This is a genomic window from Cytophagia bacterium CHB2 (assembly GCA_030263535.1).
Lineage (GTDB): Bacteria > Zhuqueibacterota > Zhuqueibacteria > Zhuqueibacterales > Zhuqueibacteraceae > Coneutiohabitans.
Genome location: SZPB01000057.1, coordinates 1 through 22,990 on the forward strand (window position 1 = coordinate 1; position 22,990 = coordinate 22,990).

The following is a 22,990-nucleotide window of genomic DNA, read 5'->3' on the forward strand; positions in this document are numbered from 1 at the left end:
GTGATCGTTCCGATCGCCAAATGAAGGTTGTTTGGCAGCGATCGAAATTCGAAAGTCACATATTTTAGGGTTGGAGAACGTAAACGTTTTAAGATAGAAAAAATATGCCATACAGCCCCGGAATATTTGCCAGGCCGGCTATCGTCGAGAGGAAATGTGGGATAAGAATCAGGCCACGCTTAAACGTTGTTTGAGTACGTCCACTTCCGATTTGATCTGGATATCCGTTTCCATCAGCTTTTCGATGGCGTCAATGGCATGAATCACGGTGGTGTGATCGCGTCCGCCGAAATGCAGGCCGATGGTTTTGAGCGAATGCTTGGTGAGTTTCTTGGCCAGGTACATGGCAATCTGCCGGGCGAGCGCCACCTCCTTTTTGCGGGTTTTGGCGCGCATCATGTCATCCGGCATTTTATAATAATCACACACTTCCTTTTGGATGTCTTCAACGGTAAGATTGCGCAGCTTTTGAATGAACAGGTCTTTCAGAACGTGCCTGGCGAGATTCAGGGTAATATCATGCTTGTTGACTGAGGCGAATGCCAGCAGCCGGATCAACGAACCTTCCAGCTCACGGATGTTGCTGGTGATGTTGTGCGCGATCAATTGAATGACATCGCTGGGCAGATCGATGCCATTCTCTTCCGCTTTGCGCTGCAAAATGGCGATGCGTGTTTCCAAATCCGGCGGTTGGATGTCCACCACCAATCCCCACTGGCAACGGGAGAGCAGGCGGTCTTCGATGCCGACGATTTCCTTGGGCGGCCGGTCGGAGGAGAGTACGATCTGTTTGCCCTTTTGATAGAGCGCATTGAACGTGTGAAAAAATTCCTCCTGCGTGCGCTCTTTATTCATAAAAAATTGAATATCATCGACAATCAGCAAATCGACATTGCGATAATTCGAGCTGAATTCCGTGGTCTTGTTGTTTTGAATCGAGTTGATGAACTCATTGGTGAAACGCTCGCTGGAGACGTAGAGCGCGCGGGTGACCATGGCGTTGTCGAGCGAGAGATTGCCGATGGCCTGAATCAAATGCGTTTTGCCCAATCCCACCCCGCCATAAACCACCAGCGGATTGAACGAGGTTTTGCCGGGCGCTTCGGCAACGGCAACGGCCGCGGCTTTCGCAAATTGATTGCTCGAACCTTCGACAAAATTTTGAAATTTGTAATGTGGGCTGATTTGACTGGCAGGATCATGCGTCAGGCGGGCGCTGGGCGCGGAAATTTTTTCCGCCGGTTTGCTCTCGCTTTCTAGAGGCCGCGCTTCGGCAAGGACATAGGTGACGAGGTACTCATCTCCCAACACTTGAAATGCGGCTTTGTGCACCAACTCACGATAATGCCCCTCCAACCACTGATACACAAAATCATTCGGAATCTCTACCACGAGGTTTTTATCGTCTAGCGCTTTTCCTCGTGTACTTTCAAACCAGGTACCAAAGGTGGATTCGGGAATTTGGTCGCGGATAATAGATAGGCAGTTTGTCCAGGTTTGCTCAGCGTTTTGTAGTTGTAGCATAATGACGCGTGACCTCGCCGAATTGAGATAATCACAGGTTATCCACAGTTATTGTGGATAAAATCCTGTCTAAGGATGCTAAATATTTGTAAAAAGTCTTTTGCTTTCTCTTCACGAAATGAAGTGGCGCCGGAAAAAGCGAGGCAACTTCATTTTATAATAAAATTACAAAGAGTGAGTTCTGTCGATGAGGTGAAGCCGAGAGTTGTAAGCAAAATCTTGATTTAGTCCGTCCTTAGATGCAACTCTGACGAGTTATCCACATTTTCTCCACCGGCACAAGCTTTTTTTTGGCTGCGGCAATATAGAAAAAGCCCTCTGATTGTCAAGGAAAAATTAAGAACATTTAAAGATATTTCACTTGCTTGCGACAGTTTTTGCCCAGCGACATGCACAAACAATCATTCGCATCGATTATTTTGAGGTTACGGGATAAATCTAAATTCAGATTAGTAAATGCTGTGAATGCTATTCATGAAAAAAACTGATCAAATTCCATTTTAGGAAGGCAAAACATGCACGCGATATCGACATACCGGTTTCGAACGGCTTGTTTTTAAAACATTGCACGACATTCTGAAAGTTTTAGCCCACAAACTTGATTCGATCAAAAGTTTTTTTACTCTTGCAGGCCGAGTCTAAAGCTGCTCGAAGAGGCTTGATGTTGAGCTTGTTTGAAAAAGGTGTAGTCTCGAAAAGTAAACGCGTTGTTCTAAAAGCGATAATTTTCTCCAGCGGATAGAAACAACCCAACGGATAACGATGTTTTCCATCTGCTGGGGCGTTTAGACTTTTTGAAACAGGAGTGAACCGAGCAAACAGAGTGAAATCTCCGTTGTCTCTGTTCGCTCTTGTTCTTGCGGTTTATGAATTCGAGTCGCCGGAGAGCGACATTTTTCTCTGATTTAAAATTGGCATAGTCTTGATGGTATGAACAAAGCAAAATCCATGAAAATTTTTGTTCATCGTGCGCGCAGATGCAGAGGCGCCCGGTGACTGCGAGATTCCCGGTTGCGCCTCACGAAAACTTTATTATCTTATCGCCATTCATTATGCCAAGCTTAGTCCAACAGGTTCGCGAGGCCGGCGTTATCGGCGCCGGCGGTGCGGGTTTTCCCGCCTACAAAAAGATCGATGCGCGCGTCGACACCGTGATCGCCAACGGCGCGGAATGCGAGCCGTTGCTCTTTAAAGACAAAGTGCTGATGGAAAACTACGCCGCGGAGATGATTGACGGCCTGCAACTCGTCATGCAACACACCGGCGCGCGCAAGGGCATCATTGCGATCAAACACAAAAATCGCAAAGCCATTGCCGCCGTCTCAACCCATTTGCGCGAAAACATCTCACTTTTTGAAATGGAGGATGTTTATCCCGCCGGTGATGAGTATGAAGTGGTTTATCACAGCACCGGCCGTCGCATTCCAGGCGGCGGCCTGCCGCTGCACATAGGCGTGGTGGTACAGAATGTCGAAACCTTGTATCACATTCATCGCGCGGCGCAGGGCCAGCCGGTGACGCATTCTTTGATGACGATCCATGGCCATGTCAAACAACCGCTCACCGCGTGGTTTCCGGTGGGTATGAGTTATGGCGAAGCGTTGCAGGTGGCAGGTGGAGCAACCATTGATGATTTCGTTTTGCTCGATGGCGGTCCGATGATGGGCAAGGTGGTGACGGATTTGGACACGCCGGTTACGCGCGTGACCAGCGGCATAATCGTGTTGGGCCGCAATACGCATCTGGCCGGGCGCAAAATGCAATCCGAGCAAGCGTTCAAGCGCATTGGCAAATCCGCGTGTGATCAATGCAGCTTGTGCACCGAAATGTGCCCGCGTTATCTGCTCGGCTATCCGATTCAGCCGCATTTGGTGATGCGTTCGCTGCTCACCACCGGCCCGATGAGTGATTCGCTGACGCATTGGGCGCAAGCGTGTTGTGAATGCAATATCTGCACGCTCTGGGCCTGTCCGGAGGAATTGGACCCGCGCAATGTTTGCGTGGTAACGAAAAGAGATTTGAAGCAGCAGGGCAAATGGCTTTCTCCGGAACAGTTGGAGAAACTCGCGAAAGACGTGCATCCACTAAAACCTTATCGTTCGGTGCCGACCGAGCGACTGATGCGCCGGTTGGGTTTGTATCAATTCAAAGCGGAAGCCCCGCTTTACACCGGCAAAATCGCGCCGGAGAATGTCACGATATCACTGCGACCTTCGGTGGGCGTGCCGCCCTCGCCGGTGGTGCGCGTTGGCGAGCGCGTGCGTGCAGGCGATTTGTTAGCCCGGGCTTCCGAGAGCGCGTTGAGCGTGCCGGCGCATGCGAGCATTGCCGGTCAAATTACGGACGTGGGACAAAACATTGTGATCACGAGAGCGTAGTTTGCCATTATCTTTGTAGTAATACCTTCAGGCATGAGACGTTCGTAATCGACAACTCGTCGACTTTTTCACGCGTTCCCTTTCATTAAAAAATGCGCGCCCGAAGGCGCGACTACAAACGGCGACGACAAAAGAGTACAAAGCATGCAAAACGCCATCGGTTTAATCGAACTCACTTCCATCGCGAAAGGCTATGAAGTGGCCGACGCGCTGTTGAAAACGGCGCAAGTGCAAATGGTATTCAATCGCACGATTTGCCCGGGAAAATTCATGGTGATGGTCGCGGGCGAAACCGCGGCAGTATCCTCAAGCATGGAGGTGGGGATGGAAATCGGCGGTGAGACTGTCGTTGATAGCCTTCTCATTCCCAACGTGCATCCGGAAGTGTTTCCGGCGATCAGCGGCACGCGCGTCGTCACAGAAACCGGCGCGTTGGGCATTATCGAAACGTTCTCTGTGGCTTCGATCATCGAAGCGGCTGATGCCGCCGTAAAAGCTGCCAACGTGCAATTGCTGCAAATTCATCTTGCCATGGCCATTGGCGGCAAGGGTTATGTGACGATGACGGGCGAAGTGTCCGCTGTCACCGCCGCGGTGCAAGCCGGCGCCGAGTTTATTCGCAACAAAGGTTTGTTGGTAAATAAGGTCGTGATTCCCCAGCCGCGGCCGGAGGTGTTGGAGGACAGGATTTGAAATGAAAACCGCGAATGATACGAAAGAAGTTGGAAGCCGTATTGTTTTTGAACCAGTATCAAAAATTCTTCAGAGTTTAAAACGAATTGTAGCGGCCGGAAACGTTCGTGTTTTCTGCCACCAAAATAAACATTGCGGCCAGTAGGCGAGAATGTTAAATTGCAACAAATAATTTTTTGAGGCTTATCGCATGTTGACCAATAGCCAAGCAAAAGAAATTTTGACGGCGCTAAGCGTATTGCCGCCTGAACGAATTTTGGAAGTGCAACATTTTGTCCTTTTTTTAAAAGATCGTTATGCCTCGAATAAACCGGTTGATGAAAGCGAGGCCTGGACAGACGAGGACATTCACGATCTAACCGTCGCAGTATTGCAGCATGCGGAACAGGACGAATAAAAACCAGGGGGGAAAACAATGGTCAAGCCTGGAGATGTCGTAACGGTTGATTTTCCTGGGTATTGGGAATTAAGCGACGACCGGCCGTCGTTATCTCTTCGGACGTTTACCACCTCAATCGTCCGGATGTTGTACTTGGCTTACTCACGACACAATGCAGAAGTGCAACGGGACCTACCGATTATACTTTGCAAGATTGGGCCATTGCTGGTCTACATAGTCCTTCTGTTTTCAGAGTTTTTTTAGCCACACTGCCCGTAACAAGCGTTGCTGTCATTGGGCATCTGTCGGATCGTGATTGGCTGGAAATTCAAGGTCGGCTTCGTGCCGCCTTGGCTATTTGACCCGATGTCTATTCCAACTCTGTTTTTGTGCCGGCTTCGGCTCTAAAGCCCCAAGGATAAACCCATGCGCTGCACCCAATGTCAATCCCTCAATCCCAAACAGTTTCATCACTGTGGAAGCTGCGGCGCGCCGTTGTTTCTCGCCGTTTTGAAGGAGGTGGGGGAGAAGGATCCGGCCGCCTCCTATTATATTTTTGAATCCGGCGCCACCCTGGGCCGGCATTACGACAACACCATCGTCCTGCTCGACTACTCTGTTTCGCGCACGCACGCGCGCATCGACTGCGCGGAGGGGCGTTTTTTTATTCAGGACTTGGGCAGCAGCAATGGTGTGCTGGTGAATGATACGAAGATCGAACGCCGTGAGTTGAAGGATTTCGATCTGGTTACCATCGGCAAGATCATGCTGCTGTTCCGCACCACCGAGCTGGCGAAAAGCGGCCAGAACCGGGTTTTGCTCACGCAGGACAAATTTCTCGCGGCCATCAAAGATCTTGGTGACAGCGCCAAATCCGCAGCGCTTTCCAATCGCGTGCTCGAAATCGCCGCAGAGTTTGCCGTCAATCTCACGCGCGCCGAACGCGCCATCATTTTTCTCTATGATCGCAATCTCAAGCTCAAGCCCGCCGTGTTTTATAATCTCACCAAAGATGATTTGCAGCATGACGAATTCACGGTGAGCCGCTCGACCATCGATGAAACCGTCAAGACGGGAGAACTGCTCATTCGCGAGCAAGCCTTGCACGATCCACGCTTTAGCGCCAATCAGAGCATTGTTTCGCTTAATCTGAGCACCATCCTCTGCCTGCCGCTGAAGTCGCCACACGCGCTCGAGGTTTCTACGGCGCACGATGCTGAAGCGCCCGGCCACTTTGTCAAGGATTTGATTTTTGGCGTGCTCTACCTCGACAGCCGCAAAGCGCTCAAGGGTTTGCCCGAGCATCGCAAAACCATGTTGCAAGTGCTGGCCGATCAAACCTCGCTGGCCATTGCCAATGCCCTGCTGCACAAAGAAATGGCGGAGAAACATCGCCTTAAAAACCAAATGCGCGCCGCCAAAGCCGTGCAGCAACGCTTGTTGCCCGAATCGGAATTTTCCCATCCGGCCTTCGAGATGGCGTTTCGCTTTGCCGCCGCCCAACAAATCGGCGGGGATTATTTGAACTTTGTGCCGCTCAGTGAAACGCGCTATCTCATTGCCATCGGCGATGTGGTCGGTAAAGGCCTGCCCGCCGGACTGGTGGTGATGACGTTGCACGGCGGGCTTTATTCCGAAATCTCGCATCGCCAGGATCTCGTTACGATGATGCGCAATCTTGACCGCCTCATTTATGAATATGCGCAGGGCAAGGTCTTTGTCACATTTTTCGCTGGCGTGCTCGATCTGGAAAAAAAGCTGCTCGAATTTGCCAGCGCCGGGCATAATCCGCCGCTGATTCGCCATGCTAGCGGCGAGGCCTGGCAGGAGTTGCGCGCGGTCGGCATTCCGCTGGGACTCGATCCCAACACCAACCGCTTCGTCGAAACATTCGATTTGCAGTCCGGCGATTTGCTGCTCTTTTACACCGACGGCATCACCGAAGCCAAAACCAAAGACCGCAAACAATTCGGCGCGGCAGGACTCAAGCAGGTGGTCGATGACTGGCTGGCGGCACAATCCCGCCCGGGCGGGACGCTGACCCTGGCGAAACTGGTGAAAGCCGTATTCGAGTCCGTGCAACAATTCAGCGGCAAGAAGCAATTCGAAGATGATACGACGCTGATGGCAGTGGCGGTGAAGTGAGAACTTTCTTCTGTTCATAAAAACGGACTATTGCATTACAGTAAACTCTAACTCAATGTGGGGCACACCATGACGCTCAGCCGGCTTACCCCTTCCTTCAAAAGAGAGTACATTCTTCTGGCGCTTCTGGAAAGCATTCTTCTTGGGATAGCGCCGCTCCTCGCCCTCGATCCGAACAAACGCATCACCCAATACGACATCCGTCTTTATCAAGCCGAGCACGGCTTGCCGATGAATGCTTTAAAAGACGTGTTTCAAGATTCCAAAGGCTATCTCTGGCTCGCCAGCCAGGAGGGGTTGGTGCGGTTTGACGGCGTGCGTTTTGTGTTGTTCGAAAAAAGCAAGTATCCCGGATTGCGCGAAAATTTTGTTTGGAAGATCAAAGAAGATTGGGAAGGCAACCTCTGGCTTGCCACGAATGGCGGAGGCGTTGCGTGTTTTGATGGGAAAGCGTTCAAATCCTATACAACAGAACATGGGCTGGCCAGCGATATCGTCTTTGATATTGCCATCGGCAATGATCACCGCATCTATTTTGCAACCGAAGGTGGTGTATCGATTTGGGAAGAAGGAAAACTTCGAACTCTTGTATTTGGCAATCCCGCAGCGACGCAGTGGGCCCTGAGGGTGCATGAGGATTCCTACGGCAATCTATTGATCGCAAATTTTCAGAATGGCCTTCACGTCGTGAATTCCGTCACACAATATTCTCCGACGATGGACGGATGGCTTTTGTTTTTTGGCTTGGGAAATAGGCGTAATGGTGATATCGTTTTGGGTACCTCGGGGGGGAAGATATTTCTGTGGCAAGATCAACGAATACGGCCATATCAGCCAGCAGAACTTCCCACGCCTTATACTATTAGAGCCATTCACGAGGATGTAGATGAAAATCTATGGTTCTGCACTGAGGGCGGAGGAATCATACGATATGCTCAGGGGCGCTTTGAATCTTTGACTCCAGATATTGGATTGCCTGCTGGGCATAAGTACTTCACTAACGTAATTGAAGACCGGGAAGGCAATCTTTGGTTTGCTGGAGAAGGCGGTTTATTAAAGCTCAGTGATAATAAGTTTTCTACCATTGGCAAGATTGAAGGGCTTAGAGACAATTACGGTTCTACTGTCTGTGAAGACGAAGCTGGCAAAATTTGGGTAGGACTAAGGCAGGATGGAGTTATGGAGCTTGACCGCTTTAGTATCAATTCTTTAAAATTAGAAAAGGATTTACATCATAACATGATTGGGGCAGTTTTTCCTGCCACTGGCGGGGGGCTTTGGATTGGGACTTTTACCGGTCTATACTATTTCAATAATGGTCTTTTGCGAACCTTTAGAGATGAAATGGGCTTGCCACAACCAAGCATTATTTCTTTGTTTGAGAATGCTCGTGGTGATTTGTGGATTGGTTCGGTTTACGGTTATTTAACCAAATATGATGGTCACCAGTTTACGAATTTTCGGCTGGTAGATAATGCACAGGGCGCATCAGGAGACATTACATCGATTATCGAACCCGTGGATGGCGAAGTTTGGGCGGGTACGGTTAAGAAGGGCCTGTACCGGCTCATCGATGGCGATATTTACCGTTTCTCCACGAAGGACGGTTTCACTGCAAACGGCGTGAACGCACTTTATAAGGACGATGAACACGTTTTGTGGATCGCGACTGATGAACAAGGGTTATATCGCTACAAAAATGGCCAGTTTGTCAACATTAATTCCAGTCACGGCCTCTACTTTGATTGCCTGTTTTCAATTCTGGAAGATGATCAAGGCAACCTGTGGTTCAGCGGCAACCGCGGTATTTTTTGCGCCAGCAAGCAGCAGCTTAATGATTTTGCCGAAGGAAAAGCCGGCTTGATCACCTGCCAATCTTATGATCATCTCGACGGCATGCGCCAAGCCGAGTGCAATGGCCGCCGTCAGCCAGTGGCCTGGAAAAGCCGCGATGGCCGGTTATGGTTTGTTTCCACTGCCGGCGTGGTCAGCGTTGATCCCAACAACATGCCGATCAACGAAGTCATTCCGCCGGTTTATATCGAAGAGATTACCGCAAACCAACACCGTGAAATTGCGCTGGACGCGGCCGTGATTTCGTTGGCCTCAAACGAACGCGAGCTGGCGATTCGCTACACGGCGTTGAGCTATGCGATTCCCGAGCGCGTGTACTTCAAATACAAACTCGAAGGCTATGATCACGATTGGATCGACGCGGGCACGCGGCGCACGGCTTTCTATACCAACCTGCCGAAGGGGCACTATACTTTTCGGGTTAAGGCATGCAATAATGACGGCAAATGGAACGAAGAAGGCGCTGCCGTGCAGCTTAGCGTTGCGCCCTTTTGGTGGGAAACCTGGTGGGCTTATGTGCTTTATTTTGCGGCCCTGGTCCTGGCGTTTCTCGGTCTGCGGCAGTATGAGTTGAAGCGCGCGCGCCTGCGGCACGAGCTTAAGCTTCAGCATGTTCGCACCGAGCGCTTGGAAGAATTGGATCATTTGAAATCGCGTTTCTTCGCGGGCATATCGCATGAATTTCGTACGCCGCTCACGCTCATCAGCGGGCCGCTTGCAGAGTTGCTCGAAGATTCACGGGCGGAGCAGGCCAGGCCGCTACTGACGATGATGCAGCGCAACACCATGCGGTTGCAGCGTCTCGTCGATCAACTGCTGGATTTGGCGCAACTCGAAGGCGGCAAAATGGCATTGCAAACGCGGCCGGTGCGGCTGGTTGTTTTTCTAAAAGCTCTGGTTGCGGCATTTGAATCGTACGCCCGGCAAAAAGGCCTTGGCCTGGAGTTGCAAGTGGGCGATCAACTTGAAAACGAGAGCGTGTATTTTGATCCCGACAAAATGGAGAAAGTTTTTATCAATCTGCTTTTTAACGCCCTCAAGTTTACACCGGCTGGCGGAAGAGTCGAAGTTCATGTGAGAAAGCCTGACGCAGCAACGCAACAGCTCGAAATTTGTGTGCGCGACACGGGCGCCGGCATTCCGGAAAAGGCCTTGCCTCACATTTTCGACTATTTTTATCGCTATCGCGAGGAGAACACCAAGCGAGAATCCGGCACCGGCATCGGCCTGGCATTGACCAAAGAAATCATTGCGCTTCATCATGGCGAAATATCGGTAACCAGCAGCGAAGGCGTGGGCAGTGAGTTCATTATTCGCTTGCCGCAGGGCAAGTCGCATCTCAAACCCGAAGAGGTTGTCTCGGAAGTTCTTTGGGAGGAAGAAGCAATTGGAATGGATTTGAACGCCTGGGCGGCATTTAAGCATGATGGCCGTGAGCCAGCAATCCCGAAGCAAGAGCGTGGCGCATCCGCGAATCTGCCCAGAATTTTGTTGGTCGAGGACAATGCCGATATGCGGAACTACCTGCGCCGGCACTTGCAAAAGGGTTGTCATGTCCTGGAAGCCGTTGACGGCGCCGAGGGACTCAAAAAGGCGCTGGCGGTGATCCCCGACTTGATCGTGAGCGATGTGATGATGCCCCAGAAGGACGGCTTTGAGCTTTGCCGGGATTTAAAATCTCATGAGCTGACCAGTCACATTCCGATTATTCTGCTGACGGCCAAAGGCTCGGGCGAGAGCAAGCTGGAAGGTTTGGAATTGGGCGCGGATGATTACCTGACCAAACCGGTGCACGGCCGCGAACTGCAACTGCGGGTTCGGAATTTGATCACCCGGCAGCAAAAATTGCAGGAACGCTTTCGCCAGCAATTGTTAACTCCCGGCAATAATTCCGGCAGCTTGTCCATTTCCTCTGCCGACGAAAAATTTCTGCAGCGCATCATGGAGGTGCTGGAAAAGCATCTTGCGGATGATAAGTTCGGTCCCGAGAGTTTGGCCCAAGCCATGGCCATGAGCCGGGCGCACCTAAACCGGAAATTGCGCGGACTGATAGGCCAGCGCACCGGTGAATTCATGCGCACCATGCGCTTGAAGCGTGCCGCGGAATTGTTGCGGCAGAAAAGCGGCTCCGTTTCAGAAATTGCCTTCCAGGTTGGTTTCAACCATCTTTCCTACTTTGCCCTTTGCTTCAAGGAGCAGTACGGCCAATCCCCCTCGGAGTACCAACAAGCACAGTATTGATTGTGAACAGAGGCGCTGCGTAATTTTTTCGCAGCGCTTTATCATTTCTGTGCTAGACTTCGTTCCCTCCGTGTTAGACAATTCCCCTGCGTTTTTCTTAAATTGTCCCACCTTTTTAAATCGTCAAGCAGATGCTTTTTCTGTCATCGCAGCGGAAAGGTGTCATGCCGAAGTCAGATGGAATTATGCAAGCGGCAATCAAGAACCTGAAGTCTGAGTGGCGCTCGGGCAAAAGCCTGAAAGAAATCGCCCATCACCACCAAGTGGACGCCGGCAACCTGGTGCGGGCCTTTCGCAAGCAAGAGGGCATGACGGTCAAGCAATTCCTTGATGCGAAACGAAAAGAACACGTGCTGGCGCGCCTGGCGGATAAGAAATTTTTGGGATATGCCATTGGCGCGGAGTTGGGGTTCGGCAACGATCTTGCCTTTTATCGCTGGGTAAAGCGCGCGTTTGGGGTTTCTTTCGCAGAACTGCGCGCCCGCAACTCGGGCAACCGCAAGCCGGGACGATCGGCAAAGACTATCAAAGAATAGAATCTCAATTCATAACCCGGACAAGCCGGAACCAAAAGGCTAAAAGCGCACGCAAAGGCGCTAAGACGCAGAGAAAGACTTTGCGCGTCCTTTGCGGCTCTGCGCTTTTGCGCGAGATTTTTTTGCTCTTTTTGCACTAATTTGACTTGTAATAAGGAGATGGCGTGATGAAGACCGCGACTCTACGAGGCGCCCTGTTGCTACTCTTCCTTGCTTTTGCCAGCAGCGCAATCGCCCAGGGTTTCGTCTTGGGCCTCAGCCACGAAAGCCGGTTATTTGGCAGCTTCCGGTCACTGAATGTCTACCTCCCGCTGGAGTATGATTTCAATGATCCGACGGTCAGGTATCCCGTCATTTATTTTTTGCACGGTTCCGGTACAAATCAGGATGGTTATACCTCGATCACGGTTATGATCGACAGCTTGCGTGCGGAAAACAAGATTTCACCGATGCTGATGGTCTTTCCGGATGGCAGCGCCGGCCAGTTTGGCGGGAGTTATTACTCCAACTCTGCGCTTTATGGCAGCATGGAAGACTATATCGCTTTCGAGGTTGTTCCATTTATCGACAGCGAGTTTCACACCGCGGCGGAGCGCGAGCAAAGGTTCATCATGGGGCATTCGATGGGCGGCTACGGCGCCATGCGCCTGGCGGTTGATCATCCGGAGATTTTTCGTGGCGGCGTTTCGCACAGCGGCATTCCCGATCTCACCCAATTCAAAACCTGGATTCCGACCCTGCTCAGTGAAAACGGCAGCGCGCCGCCCTACAATTTCACGCCCTCGCGGATTTTTACTATCGATGCCTTTGCCATGGCCGGGGCCTGGTCTCCGAATCTTTCCAAGCCACCTTATTTCGTCGATTTCCCATTGGACAGTCAGGGTAATCTCATTGATTCGGTTTTTGCGCGCTGGCAAGAGCACAATCCGGCCAGGCTTATTTCGCATCTTTTGCCGGAGGATAACCTCGCTTTGTTTTTTGATTGCGGATTGCAGGATCGCTTTCTGATCGTTCCCTGGAATGATGCGTTTGCCGACTCGCTCGACCGCCTGGGTCTGCCTTATGAGTATCAGACATTTCAGGGCGGTCACAGTGAAAAACTGCTTGCGCGCTTGAGAATCTCGATTGCCTGGGTGGACTCTGTTTTCAAAGCGCCGCCGCCCGTCTCTGCGGTGCAGGGGCGCGAAACGCGGGTTCCAGCGGCATTTGCGCTGTATCAGAATTTCCCGAATCCCTTTAATCCGACCACGAACATTCGGTTTGCCCTGCCCAGGCAGTCGGGAATCACGTTGAAAGTATATGATGTGTCTGGCCGTGAAGTCCTGATCCTGGCAGAAGGCAAGTTTTCTGCGGGTGTGCACGAGGTGTCATTTGACACCGGCCGGCTTGCGAGCGGACTGTATTTTTACCGCTTGTCCGCTGAGGGCTTTTCGCAAACGCACAAACTTACCGTGATGAAGTGAGTTCGCCAGTTTGCAATGACAAGAAACAGTGACTTTTTTCTTTTCGCATTGCGATTTTCGTCGGGTATATGTTTACATCGTTTCAAAATGGGGGGATTTTTTCCCCACCGCCTTCGACAGGCTGCCTTCGACAAGCTCAGGCGGCGACTCAGGCAGCGCCGCACAAGGCAGCGTTTTCCACCAACAAAGATTTTTACCCGCCGAGGGATTGGCTGTTCGATTATACAGACAAAACGTTACGTTCTATTGTTGAACTCTTTCAGAGTTCTCGCGGGCGTGGTTGTTTTCCGAGGGTGCGCTGCACGCGACCCTCGGCTTTGTTGTTGAACGCCTTCGGCGTATTCGTGCGGCTCACAAAGAATAGCTTCTTTTGAGATCTTGGCTTAATCCCATTGCCTGACGAAGGCATCATTTTCATTTCACACCAACTGGAGGACTGCACCATGCAACCCAACGTTCACATCACCGGCAGTTTGAAGCGAAGCGTACTCCCGGCTTTTGCGCTAAGCGCGGCATTGCTGTTTGGCTGTTCGCAGGAAAAGCCGGTCGAACCCGACCTCACCTCACCCGACAATGCTGCAATAAACCTCGACAGCATGGCTGAGCTTGAGCAGTTGATCGCCAAGCACAGCGAAGGCGAGGTTAGTATGGAGAAGAAAGGGCGAACGGTCGAATTACCCGCGGGATCACATGATGGACTCGCTGCGGCAATTGCCGCCGCCGGCAAGAAGGGCACCGTCATCGTCAAAGCCGGGCTGCACACCGAATCGCAAACCGTCACCATCACGCGAGAAGTCAGAATTATCGGCGAACACGGCGCGATTCTCGAATTCGACACCCAGCCCTGGCCGCCCTCCGCTGAAATCGATCCAGCGCTGCACATTAAGAAGGCGGATGATGTCGTGATTTGGAACGTGGAAATTCGCCCGAAGGGCAGCATCGGCGGCACGGCCATTCTGGTCGAAGATTCGGAAGACGCCATCATCGGCCGCAGCACCATCCGCGAGCATCAATTCTCGGTGTTGCTCGAAGGCGGCGATGAGGCCGAGATTTACAAAAACACCATTATCGCGACCACCGCCTGGCAAACCGGCAATCCCGCCGAAGTACACGGCATTGTCGTGATCAACGGAAAGAAAGTCGAGATTGAAAAGAACGACATCAGCAATGCTCTATTCGGGCTTTGGGCATGTGACGAAAAAGGTGAGATCGAGCGCAACACGTTTCATGAAAATTTTATCGGGTTGATTTTGTGCAAAGTTCCCGATAGTGCTTTTCCTCTGCCGGGCGGAAAACTGGCCGGTTCCGCGCTGGCCGCAACAGAGTGGAAGGCAGAAGACAATAATGCCACCGGCAATTTCGACGCCGGCTACCTCGTCATCGACGGCGCCAACAACAACCGCTTGAAGAATAACAAGGCCTCGAACAACGGCACCTACGACTTCGACCTGACCGGCGATACGTTTCGTTTTGGCTTCCTCACGCCAAAGTCATTCGAGAACAAAGTGATTGCCGGGCGCTATCAAAATGTGAGAATCAAGGATTGCGGCGAGAACAACACCATCATCGGCGGGCAATTGGTGGATAATTCGCAGGATCCTTGTAACTAAACCGAGAGGTGTGATGGGGGGCTGTTTTACCAAAGCAGCTTCATTTTTCGCCCGTCCAAAATTCATCCGGCAACGGCGCGTCAAAATCATCACTCATCCAAATTTTGCCGCGATCCAGCCCGGCAATACGTCGCGATGGTTTTGATCCGGCGATGGGAACTAAACGCGCCAACGGCTGCCCGCCTTCGGCAATGATGATTTCGTTGCCTGCCTGTGCCAGGGTCAGCAATTCTGCAAGACGCGTTTGGGCATCCTTAAGAGTCACAGTTTGAGTTGTCATGGCAATTTTTTTTTATGATGGCATGAAAACGAACGTGTTAAATTAAGCAGATAAAGCGAAGAAGGCAAGCAGAAATCCTTACGATCCCGAATCGTCGGGACTTGCGGGCGTGGTGAGCGGCGCGGGCGGCATCAATCCGGGCATAACGCTTACGCAAGAAGGCGTGTTGGAAGGCGGGCAGAACGTTGCGCTCAGCGGTCGCGTCTACGCTCTGGCCACCGCCGCCAACGGCCCCATCAAGCCCGGGGATTTGCTGACGACATCCGAGGTTGCGGGGTATGCGATGAAGGCGACGGACGTTTCTCGCTCGCACGGAACGATTATCGGCAAGGCGATGTCGAGTTTAGAAAACGGAGAGGGGTTGGTGCTGGTGTTGGTGAATTTGCAGTGAGTGGGCGGTCGTCTATTTCTTTTGGTAGCGAATTTTATGCGGATCGACAACGATGGAAGCTTTTTCCCATGTTGCAACCGGGTAACTTTCGAGCAATCGCCGCAAAGCCGCTTGCGTTTGGCGAAAACCCGTGGGATAGACATTCAACCGCACAACACCATAGCCTGGGATGTTTTTAATGACGAGGGGATTTTGAAAGTCCTCGTCATACGTGATGATGACCATTTGATGCTGCTGGCAAAAATAAAAAATTTCATCATCGGCCATGCGCTGCATGCCGAGTTGCCGAGTCGACGTTATCTCGGCGGCTTCCCCAACCTCATTTTGCAGCCAGGGCGAAATCAGATCGGGAATATTTTGATCAAGCAAGACTTTGATCATGCCGGCACTTTCATGCTGATCTGCGTATCGTCGACCAGCTCAATGGCGTAGGCGATGGCGGCCTCAATGTCTTCGTAAGTTAGTTCCGGATAATTCTTGAGGATATCACTGATTGAGTCGCCGCCGGCAAGGGAGCCCAGAATATTTCGGACCATGATTCGCGTGTTGCGAATGACGGGCTTGCCGTGACAAACTTCGGGATTGACTTCGATGCGACTTTGCATAACGGCCTCATTGTGTTTTGGCAAAACCATAACTGCAAAATTTCTATGACAGAGTACAGAAAGTTTATTGAAAAATCAAGCGCCCAGTTTTATTGGCATAAGCGGCCGCTACCGGCTGATCGAAAAAAATTAAATAATCGTCGATGTTTCAATATTGCAACAGCTCCCGCTATTGTTTCGAGAAAGATCAAAAATCAATCAACGATAGATCCATCAATCTTTAACGCGGAGGCGTTTATGAAGAACGTCGTTTTTGTTTTCGCAGCGCTTTTTGTTTGTGTCGTAACAGTGAACTCACTCCATGCCCAAATTCCCCGCACACTTTCTTACCAGGGCGTGCTCACCGACAACGCCGGCCAGCCGAGGCCGGATGGCAGTTACAATTTCACCTTTCGACTCTACACCTCGCCCACAGGCGGCACGGCGATTTGGTCTGAATCAAAAAGTTTGCCTGTGAAGAGCGGACTCTTTTCAACCACGCTGGGCGACCAAACGCCATTTGGCGCGGCGGTCAAATTTGACCAACAATATTGGCTGGGCATTCAAGTTGGCAGTGATCCGGAGCTTTCCCCGCGCATTGCGCTGACGAGTGTGGGCTACAGCTTCAGCTCGTTGCGCGCGGATACGGCGAGTGTTTCGGTGGCGTCACTGGCGGATACGACGTGGCGGCATAGCGGAGGGAATATTTATCGGGTGAATGGAAATGTTGGAATTGGAACGGCCACACCAGGAGCGACTCTTCACGTAGTGAATCCAGCGCAACAATCTGAATCGCTACTTAGAATTGGAAGCGATGTGCCAGGCAACACTCACTTGACGATTTCGACCTCAGAATTTAGCTCAGGGTACGCACGGTTGCAAGCAGTTAAGAATGAAGGAGCCGCCGTTGGTGATATCGTACTCAATCCAATTGGCGGTAATGTTGGAATTGGGACGAGTGCGCCAACCGCAACACTTCAAGTAGTGAGTTTACCACAGCAAGGCGAATCACTTCTTCGCGTCGGAAGCGATGCGCCGGGAAACACTCATTTGACAATTTCGACTTCAGAATTTAGCTCAGGGTACGCACGGTTGCAAGCAGTTAAGAATGAAGGAGCCGCTGTCGGTGATATTGTCCTTAATCCAATTGGCGGCAATGTTGGAATTGGGACAAGTGCGCCAACCGCAACCCTTCAAGTAGTAAGTCTGCCGCAGCAAGGCGAATCACTTCTTCGGATCGGAAGCGATGTGCCAGGAAACACTCACTTGACGATCTCGACCTCAGAATTTAGTTCTGGGTATGCGAGGTTACAGGCGGTTAAGAACGAAGGAGCTGCGTATGGCGATATAGTACTCAATCCCAATGGCGGCAAAGTTGGAATTGGAACGGTGTCTCCCAGCGCGGAACTTGAAATTATCGGCACCACTACAACCAAAGTTCTCAAAATCACTGGCGGCGGCGACCTCGCCGAGCCGTTTGAGATTTCCGAAAATCAGCCCATTCCCCAAGGCGCGTTGGTGATCATTGATGAAGATAACCCCGGTCAATTGAAATTGAGCCAACAAGCTTACGACAAACGCGTGGCCGGTGTGGTCAGCGGCGCAGGCGGCATCAATCCGGGCATAACGCTCACGCAGGAAGGCATGTTGGAAGGCGGGCAGAACGTTGCGCTCAGCGGTCGCGTGTATGCTTTGGCCACCGCTGCCAACGGCCCCATCAAGCCGGGGGATTTGCTGACGACATCCGAGGTTGCGGGACATGCGATGAAGGCGACGGATCGCGAGCTTTGGCCAGGCGCGGTAATCGGGAAGGCGATGTCGAAGCTGGAAAGCGGGGAAGGGTTGGTGCTGGTGTTGGTGAATTTGCAGTGATAACAAAAGGGTGAAATCCGGCTTGTACACAATGATTTTTCTCGTTTAGCACGAACGTGTTGCTCAAGCCGGATTTCATTCAACGCAGGGAATTTGCAACAAAACAAAGCGGAGGCGCAAAATGACAAAAAGTAAATTTGGAAGTTGCATGATCAAACGGCATACAATAACGTTTTTGCACGTTTTTAGTATTATGCTATCATCTGGATATGCGCAGCAACTACCCGAAATCGAAGAAACCCCAGAGATACGTGAGATGAAATCGCTGCCCATGCACTCTGTTCTTTATGAACTGGATCGGGCTGTCACAACCAGGGCGCTTGCCAAAGTTCCTGTTGCACGCGAACTTAGATTAGTTGTCAAGGACGATGGTAAGGTAAATGTGGAAATCATTAGTCCTGTTGGCGAAGCGCCGGTTACAGCGGATTTTGTTAAAAGATTTAGCGGTGAAGTCGATGCAACTTGGCAACATCGCGTCAGCGCATGGGTTCCGCCCAATCAATTGATTGCGCTTGCCAAAGCCTTGCCGAAAGGCGTCATGTTGGAACGTGCCAATACTCCCATTCCCGTCAACGAAGGCCCAGGCCTAACACGTTCGGATGGTTATAGAGACGGGGGTGCAAATGGGAATGGAATACGTATCGGAATTATAGACAAAGGGTTTGCCCGCCTTGCTGAAATTCCGGCAACCGGCGATGGGCCGGCTACTTGGTTTGGAGAGAATTATACTAATGAACCGTGGTTGGCTGGTGACGTTCACGGCACAGCATGCCTGGAAACCGTATTTGATCATGCTCCTGGTGCGACTTATTTTCTCTACAAAATTGACAACCTCACCCATTTGGGCCGTGCAGTGGATCACGCCATTGACAATAATGTAAGGATTATTTCACATTCGATGGGGTATCATAATACCGGCTGGGCTGATAATTCGGGTGACGCATGCGCTATTGTCAAAAGAGCTACTGACAGTGGAGCTCTTTTTTTTACCGCGGCTGGAAATTATGCCCAGAAACACTGGCAAGGAAATTTTCAGCCGGGCACAGGTTCCGTAAATTTTCATGATTGGGTTAATGGAGATGAAACCATCAATGTGGTTCTGCAAGCAAATGATGAAATCAATGCATTTTTGTCATGGAACACTTCGGAAGGAACTTTCGATTACGATCTTTATCTTTATGACAACAATCTTACTGAATTGGCAAGAAGTGTAAATGACGGAAATAGATACGAGAAATTGACTTGGCCCAACGATAGTCCAAATGCCCAAATTTTACACCTCGCCGTATGGCGAGCCAGTGGCGGTATCACAGAATTTGAATTGATTACGACTGCGTTGAACCATACGGATGTTTGGCAAGAACACATTGTTTCTGCAAGCTCAATTTTTTCGCCGGCAAATAGCACAGAACCAAATTGCATCTCAGTCGGAGCCGTTCCTCAATTAAGATACGACTCGCCATCTGGTACCAATAATTTGATTGAGTCATATAGCAGCCGCGGCCCCACCAATTCTGGCGCAATAGCACCGGATATATGCGCCCCAACAGGAACTACAACGATAGCGTATAACGGAGCCTTTTTCGGAACAAGCGCAGCGACACCCAATGCTGCAGGTGCAGCGGCAGCGCTTTGGTCCTCTTTGCCATTGTATGTTTCCGGCGCCATTAGGCATTTGTTATTCGAGCAAGCAACAATTTACAAGGATTGGGGCACAGATGGTGATGATAATTTTTATGGTAAGGGAGGTGTTATGCTCATCCCCTTCCACACCAACACGGTTTGGGTTGATCGAAGATTTGGTCCTTTTTTTGGAATAGCAGCATGGCCCTATAATACTGTTGAACGGGCTCATGATGCAGCTAGAGAAGGAGGCCGAGTGGTTTTTTTCGGACAGAGCCATCCGGAAAAGATCACTTTGCGCAAAGAACTACTTTATGAAACAATTGGTTCAACTGCTGTTATTGGTGAACAGTAACTGAAAATATGAGGAAGTCGGTCATGAACTCGAAAAATTTATTTCTCATCGCACCTATTCTCACGGGCTTGTTTTTTGATGGCCAAGCATCCGCTCAATCCAGCCAAGTCCAGTGGTCCTCCTTCAATCAAGGCTTTGGCGCATCAAGCTCGGCTGGCACGCAAGTCTGCTCCGCCCTCGGCCAATCGTTTGTCGGATCGGCGCAAAACGCGAACTCACAAATTGCCAGCGGCTTTCTGGCACATCCCTTGATTAGCGACACCAAAACCGCCGTTGAAGAGAAAACGCAGGAAGAAAGCCAATTGCCAACCTCCTACGAGTTGGAGCAGAATTATCCTAATCCCTTCAACCCCAGCACAACGATTGCCTTTGCGCTGCCCAAGCTGTCGGAAGTCACGCTCAAGATCTTCGACGCCTCCGGCAGGGAAGTCGCGACGTTGGTGGAAGGAAGGTTGCCGGCGGGCCGGCATGAAGTTGTCTTGGATGCCAGGCCGTTTTCCAGTGGCGTGTATTTCTATCGTTTGCAGGCCGGGGATTTTTTGCAGACGCGGCGACTCACGTTGGTAAAGTGAATTTGACTTTGGATGCTTTCTTTCCAGGTCGCATGAGAGCGACCAGGAGTATGAGATTTCCTCCTCCTCCCAAACGTGGCTGTTAAACCGCCGCCCGGGAGCTGATTTATTGTCAGCCAAGCTCCTGGGCGGTTTGGTTTCAATCTGTCTCGAATCTCCTTCCTTATTTAAGATGCCATTCTGTTTTTGAGTAGTACGTTGTCCTTCATATTAGGCTATCTCAATTCCAAAAATTTCAAATATATATAGAGATAATTCGTAGCAATAAAGGTGTACAAAAGTTATTATAAAATTTAATTTACTCTTAGCGAAACTATTCTATCCTGTAATAGTAAAAGCTCAAACAATTTTAACCAGGAGTTATGATGTCGAAAAATGAAATTGCCATTCTCGGGCTGTTATCGGAATCTCCCATGCACGGGTATCAAATTCATCAGGAGATTACGCGACGCGAGATGGATTATTGGGCGAAGATCAAACTGGCGTCGATTTACACCACGCTCACGCGACTAGAAGAGGGCGGGTTGATCAAATCCGAAAAGGAAAAAGTGGGCAATACGCCGGAGCGCACGGTTTATTCGATCACCGAGAAAGGCCGTAGCGGATTGAGCGACATGGTCGAATATTTTCTGCGCGAAGACGACCGGCCGGAATGGCCGTTTGGCCTGGGCGTGGCTTTCATTCAAGGCGCGCCGCGCGAGCGCGTGCTGGCCGCGTTGCATCATCGCCGCGAAAAACTGACGCAATGTGATCTCGATTTGCACGATCATCTGATCAAACTGAAAGAGCAGATTCCCTTCAATTGGTTTTTGTTGATCGAAAACGCGCACAAACACATGAAATTGGAATTGGAATGGCTCGATCAGCTTACGGCGCAAGTGCAGGCAGAGCCGCACTGGGGTCTCGCCTGGCCGCCCGAGTTGAAGCTAAAGCATCAAAAAGCACACGAGGCCTCGACGCGCGCGCTGTCAACGAAAGCGGCATGACGCGATTGAGCCCAGGCGGCACTTGACTTTTTTTGTAACGCAGAAAACAGCCAAAAGGTTTTTGCAGTACGAAACAGCAGTGTTAAGATTGCAAACAATCATGACAGACATACAAGCTAACGGAGGAAAATTTATGTACGCATTGAAGCGCATTTTTCTTTTTTTCCTGCTTGCCGCGACGGTTTCAACGGCGGTTGCGCAGGACGCCGAACCGATCTTGGCGATGAATACGCCGGCAGCCTCGCCGAAGCCCAACGGCGCGTTTCTCACGCTGGATGATGCCGTGAAAACCGCGCTGGAAAACAACCTGTCGCTGCAGGCTGCTTCGAAAGGCGTGCGCGCTTCGCAATGGGGCGTGAAGAAAGCCTATCTCGACTATCTGCCGCAAGTCAATTTCAATCTGCAATATACGCGTTTGGATCAGGGTACGCTCGATCGCGCCAATGCCTTCTACAACTTCGTGAATGATCCGGCCAATGGCCAGTTTCTGCCGGATGAATTGCGGCGCAATGTGCGGCCGGGCGCATGGCGCAATTCCTACGGCCCCTCGGTAACCGTGCTGCAACCGATTTTCACCGGCGGCATTCTGTCTTCACAACTGGGCCTGGCGCAGGCTCTCGACGTGCGCAGCCAGGCGGGTCTTGAAGCAACGCGCCAAGACGTCATTTTCCAAACGCACAACGCTTACTTTCAGGTGCTGAAAGCGCATGAGTTGTTGGCTCTGGCAGAAGAGTCGCATCGTTCGGCGCAAGAGCATCTTTCCAATTCCAAGAAGATGCTGGAAGTCGGTTTGCGCGCGCGCAATGAAGTTTTGCGCTTCGAGGTGGCGCTGGCCACGGCCGAGAATAATTTGGTGGTGGCGCAGAATAATCTCGAACTCAGCCGCGCCGGCCTCAATCAAGTGATGGGTCTCAATCTTGAAAAAGAAGCGACGCTGAAGCCGGTGGAAGATTTTGGCTGGACCGCGCCGCGCACGCTGGAAGAACAAACCGAAATTGCCTTGCGCCGCAACCCCGGCGTGCAAGTAATGAAATCGAACGTCTCCGCGCAGCAAGCGGCAGTGGGCGTAGCGCGCTCGGGCTTTCTGCCGAAGGTGAGCCTGGCCTACAATTATTCGTGGGAAGCAAATGACACCTGGGCTTTCGACAGCATTAAAAGCTGGTCGTTGGGAATTGCTGCAAGTTTTCCGGTGTTCAACAGCTTTCAGAATTATGCCGGATTGCAGCAGCAGCGCGAGACCCTGCAGCAAGTGCGCAAGATGGAAGATGATTTTGTGCGCGTGTTGCAGTTGCAGGTGAAGCAGGCGTCGTTGAATTTGGGCGCAGCCGAGAAGCGCATGGTGATTACCGAAAAAGCGGTGGAAGAAGCCAACGAAAATTTGCGCATCGTGAACAATTCTTATCAGGTCGGCCTGCTTTCAAGTCTCGATGTAATTGATGCGGAAGTCTCTGCGCAAGCCGCCAAAGCCAGCCGCATCGACGCGCCCTTTGCCGACGGCATCCGG

At 51.2% G+C, this 22,990-nt stretch carries 18 protein-coding genes and 1 pseudogene; 15 read left to right on the forward strand and 4 right to left on the reverse strand.

Annotated features, from left to right (window positions below; genetic code table 11):
- Nucleotides 1-168: 168 nt before the first annotated feature.
- Entirely contained in the window at nucleotides 169-1,524 is a 1,356-nt protein-coding gene (gene dnaA, locus FBQ85_07975; protein MDL1875096.1) for a chromosomal replication initiator protein DnaA, read from the reverse strand.
- Between the two features lie 1,052 nt (nucleotides 1,525-2,576).
- On the opposite strand from dnaA, the gene FBQ85_07980 reads away from it, so the two are divergent.
- The 9 genes and pseudogenes from FBQ85_07980 (at nucleotide 2,577) to FBQ85_08020 (ending at nucleotide 14,823) form a co-directional block, all read left to right on the forward strand.
- The gene (locus tag FBQ85_07980; GenBank protein ID MDL1875097.1) at nucleotides 2,577-3,902 is read left to right on the forward strand and encodes an NADH dehydrogenase subunit; all 1,326 of its coding nucleotides are present in this window, start codon (nucleotides 2,577-2,579) and stop codon (nucleotides 3,900-3,902) included.
- Between the two features lie 144 nt (nucleotides 3,903-4,046).
- Entirely contained in the window at nucleotides 4,047-4,595 is a 549-nt protein-coding gene (locus FBQ85_07985) for a BMC domain-containing protein (protein ID MDL1875098.1), read from the forward strand.
- 190 nt (nucleotides 4,596-4,785) lie between these two features.
- Nucleotides 4,786-4,992 (forward strand): hypothetical protein, encoded by a 207-nt coding sequence (locus FBQ85_07990; GenBank protein ID MDL1875099.1) that lies wholly within the window; start codon nucleotides 4,786-4,788, stop codon nucleotides 4,990-4,992.
- Nucleotides 4,993-5,010: 18 nt separating this feature from the next.
- A pseudogene (locus FBQ85_07995) lies at nucleotides 5,011-5,336 on the forward strand (type II toxin-antitoxin system PemK/MazF family toxin).
- A 64-nt stretch (nucleotides 5,337-5,400) separates the two neighbouring features.
- Nucleotides 5,401-7,119, forward strand: coding sequence for an FHA domain-containing protein (locus FBQ85_08000; protein MDL1875100.1), 1,719 nt, complete (start codon nucleotides 5,401-5,403; stop codon nucleotides 7,117-7,119).
- A 69-nt stretch (nucleotides 7,120-7,188) separates the two neighbouring features.
- Complete coding sequence (locus FBQ85_08005) at nucleotides 7,189-11,214, forward strand: response regulator (GenBank protein ID MDL1875101.1); 4,026 nt, start codon at nucleotides 7,189-7,191, stop codon at nucleotides 11,212-11,214.
- Nucleotides 11,215-11,345: 131 nt separating this feature from the next.
- Entirely contained in the window at nucleotides 11,346-11,750 is a 405-nt protein-coding gene (locus tag FBQ85_08010; GenBank protein MDL1875102.1) for a helix-turn-helix transcriptional regulator, read from the forward strand.
- A gap of 167 nt (nucleotides 11,751-11,917) precedes the next feature.
- Nucleotides 11,918-13,213, forward strand: coding sequence for a T9SS type A sorting domain-containing protein (locus FBQ85_08015; GenBank protein ID MDL1875103.1), 1,296 nt, complete (start codon nucleotides 11,918-11,920; stop codon nucleotides 13,211-13,213).
- A gap of 443 nt (nucleotides 13,214-13,656) precedes the next feature.
- Nucleotides 13,657-14,823: a hypothetical protein gene (locus FBQ85_08020; GenBank protein MDL1875104.1), complete on the forward strand. Its 1,167-nt coding sequence runs from the start codon at nucleotides 13,657-13,659 to the stop codon at nucleotides 14,821-14,823.
- 40 nt (nucleotides 14,824-14,863) lie between these two features.
- Here the strand turns inward: FBQ85_08020 and FBQ85_08025 are convergent, their stop codons facing one another.
- The gene (locus tag FBQ85_08025) at nucleotides 14,864-15,103 is read right to left on the reverse strand and encodes a type II toxin-antitoxin system Phd/YefM family antitoxin (GenBank protein MDL1875105.1); all 240 of its coding nucleotides are present in this window, start codon (nucleotides 15,101-15,103) and stop codon (nucleotides 14,864-14,866) included.
- 109 nt (nucleotides 15,104-15,212) lie between these two features.
- Here FBQ85_08025 and FBQ85_08030 point away from each other — a divergent pair, with 109 nt between their 5' ends.
- Complete coding sequence (locus tag FBQ85_08030; protein ID MDL1875106.1) at nucleotides 15,213-15,494, forward strand: hypothetical protein; 282 nt, start codon at nucleotides 15,213-15,215, stop codon at nucleotides 15,492-15,494.
- Between the two features lie 12 nt (nucleotides 15,495-15,506).
- On the opposite strand, the gene FBQ85_08035 is transcribed toward FBQ85_08030, so the two are convergent.
- Both FBQ85_08035 and FBQ85_08040 read right to left on the reverse strand, forming a co-directional pair.
- Nucleotides 15,507-15,875 carry a hypothetical protein gene (locus FBQ85_08035; protein MDL1875107.1) on the reverse strand — a complete coding sequence of 123 codons (369 nt, stop codon included), beginning with the start codon at nucleotides 15,873-15,875 and terminating at the stop codon, nucleotides 15,507-15,509.
- Nucleotides 15,872-16,099, reverse strand: a complete 228-nt coding sequence (locus FBQ85_08040) for a DUF433 domain-containing protein (GenBank protein ID MDL1875108.1) — start codon at nucleotides 16,097-16,099, stop codon at nucleotides 15,872-15,874. The genes FBQ85_08035 and FBQ85_08040 overlap by 4 nt, the downstream gene beginning before the upstream one ends.
- A 45-nt stretch (nucleotides 16,100-16,144) precedes the next feature.
- On the opposite strand from FBQ85_08040, the gene FBQ85_08045 reads away from it, so the two are divergent.
- The 5 genes from FBQ85_08045 to FBQ85_08065 all read left to right on the forward strand — a co-directional run.
- Complete coding sequence (locus tag FBQ85_08045; protein MDL1875109.1) at nucleotides 16,145-17,950, forward strand: hypothetical protein; 1,806 nt, start codon at nucleotides 16,145-16,147, stop codon at nucleotides 17,948-17,950.
- A 121-nt stretch (nucleotides 17,951-18,071) separates the two neighbouring features.
- Nucleotides 18,072-19,928 carry a hypothetical protein gene (locus tag FBQ85_08050; GenBank protein MDL1875110.1) on the forward strand — a complete coding sequence of 619 codons (1,857 nt, stop codon included), beginning with the start codon at nucleotides 18,072-18,074 and terminating at the stop codon, nucleotides 19,926-19,928.
- Nucleotides 19,929-19,936: 8 nt separating this feature from the next.
- On the forward strand, nucleotides 19,937-20,500 hold the full coding sequence (locus FBQ85_08055; protein MDL1875111.1) for a T9SS type A sorting domain-containing protein: 564 nt from the start codon (nucleotides 19,937-19,939) through the stop codon (nucleotides 20,498-20,500).
- 362 nt (nucleotides 20,501-20,862) lie between these two features.
- Nucleotides 20,863-21,486 carry a PadR family transcriptional regulator gene (locus tag FBQ85_08060; protein ID MDL1875112.1) on the forward strand — a complete coding sequence of 208 codons (624 nt, stop codon included), beginning with the start codon at nucleotides 20,863-20,865 and terminating at the stop codon, nucleotides 21,484-21,486.
- 100 nt (nucleotides 21,487-21,586) lie between these two features.
- A partial coding sequence (locus FBQ85_08065; protein MDL1875113.1) for a TolC family protein occupies nucleotides 21,587-22,990 on the forward strand: 1,404 nt, incomplete at its 3' end.

Bases quoted from the DNA above. Each gene is read 5' to 3' on its own strand.
- dnaA (MDL1875096.1), bottom strand. From the start codon at position 1,524: ATGCTACAACTACAAAACGCTGAGCAAACCTGGACAAACTGCCTATCT.
- FBQ85_07980 (MDL1875097.1), top strand. From the start codon at position 2,577: ATGCCAAGCTTAGTCCAACAGGTTCGCGAGGCCGGCGTTATCGGCGCC.
- FBQ85_07985 (MDL1875098.1), top strand. From the start codon at position 4,047: ATGCAAAACGCCATCGGTTTAATCGAACTCACTTCCATCGCGAAAGGC.
- FBQ85_07990 (MDL1875099.1), top strand. From the start codon at position 4,786: ATGTTGACCAATAGCCAAGCAAAAGAAATTTTGACGGCGCTAAGCGTA.
- FBQ85_08000 (MDL1875100.1), top strand. From the start codon at position 5,401: ATGCGCTGCACCCAATGTCAATCCCTCAATCCCAAACAGTTTCATCAC.
- FBQ85_08005 (MDL1875101.1), top strand. From the start codon at position 7,189: ATGACGCTCAGCCGGCTTACCCCTTCCTTCAAAAGAGAGTACATTCTT.
- FBQ85_08010 (MDL1875102.1), top strand. From the start codon at position 11,346: ATGCTTTTTCTGTCATCGCAGCGGAAAGGTGTCATGCCGAAGTCAGAT.
- FBQ85_08015 (MDL1875103.1), top strand. From the start codon at position 11,918: ATGAAGACCGCGACTCTACGAGGCGCCCTGTTGCTACTCTTCCTTGCT.
- FBQ85_08020 (MDL1875104.1), top strand. From the start codon at position 13,657: ATGCAACCCAACGTTCACATCACCGGCAGTTTGAAGCGAAGCGTACTC.
- FBQ85_08025 (MDL1875105.1), bottom strand. From the start codon at position 15,103: ATGACAACTCAAACTGTGACTCTTAAGGATGCCCAAACGCGTCTTGCA.
- FBQ85_08035 (MDL1875107.1), bottom strand. From the start codon at position 15,875: ATGATCAAAGTCTTGCTTGATCAAAATATTCCCGATCTGATTTCGCCC.
- FBQ85_08040 (MDL1875108.1), bottom strand. From the start codon at position 16,099: ATGCAAAGTCGCATCGAAGTCAATCCCGAAGTTTGTCACGGCAAGCCC.
- FBQ85_08045 (MDL1875109.1), top strand. From the start codon at position 16,145: ATGACAGAGTACAGAAAGTTTATTGAAAAATCAAGCGCCCAGTTTTAT.
- FBQ85_08050 (MDL1875110.1), top strand. From the start codon at position 18,072: ATGACAAAAAGTAAATTTGGAAGTTGCATGATCAAACGGCATACAATA.
- FBQ85_08055 (MDL1875111.1), top strand. From the start codon at position 19,937: ATGAGGAAGTCGGTCATGAACTCGAAAAATTTATTTCTCATCGCACCT.
- FBQ85_08060 (MDL1875112.1), top strand. From the start codon at position 20,863: ATGATGTCGAAAAATGAAATTGCCATTCTCGGGCTGTTATCGGAATCT.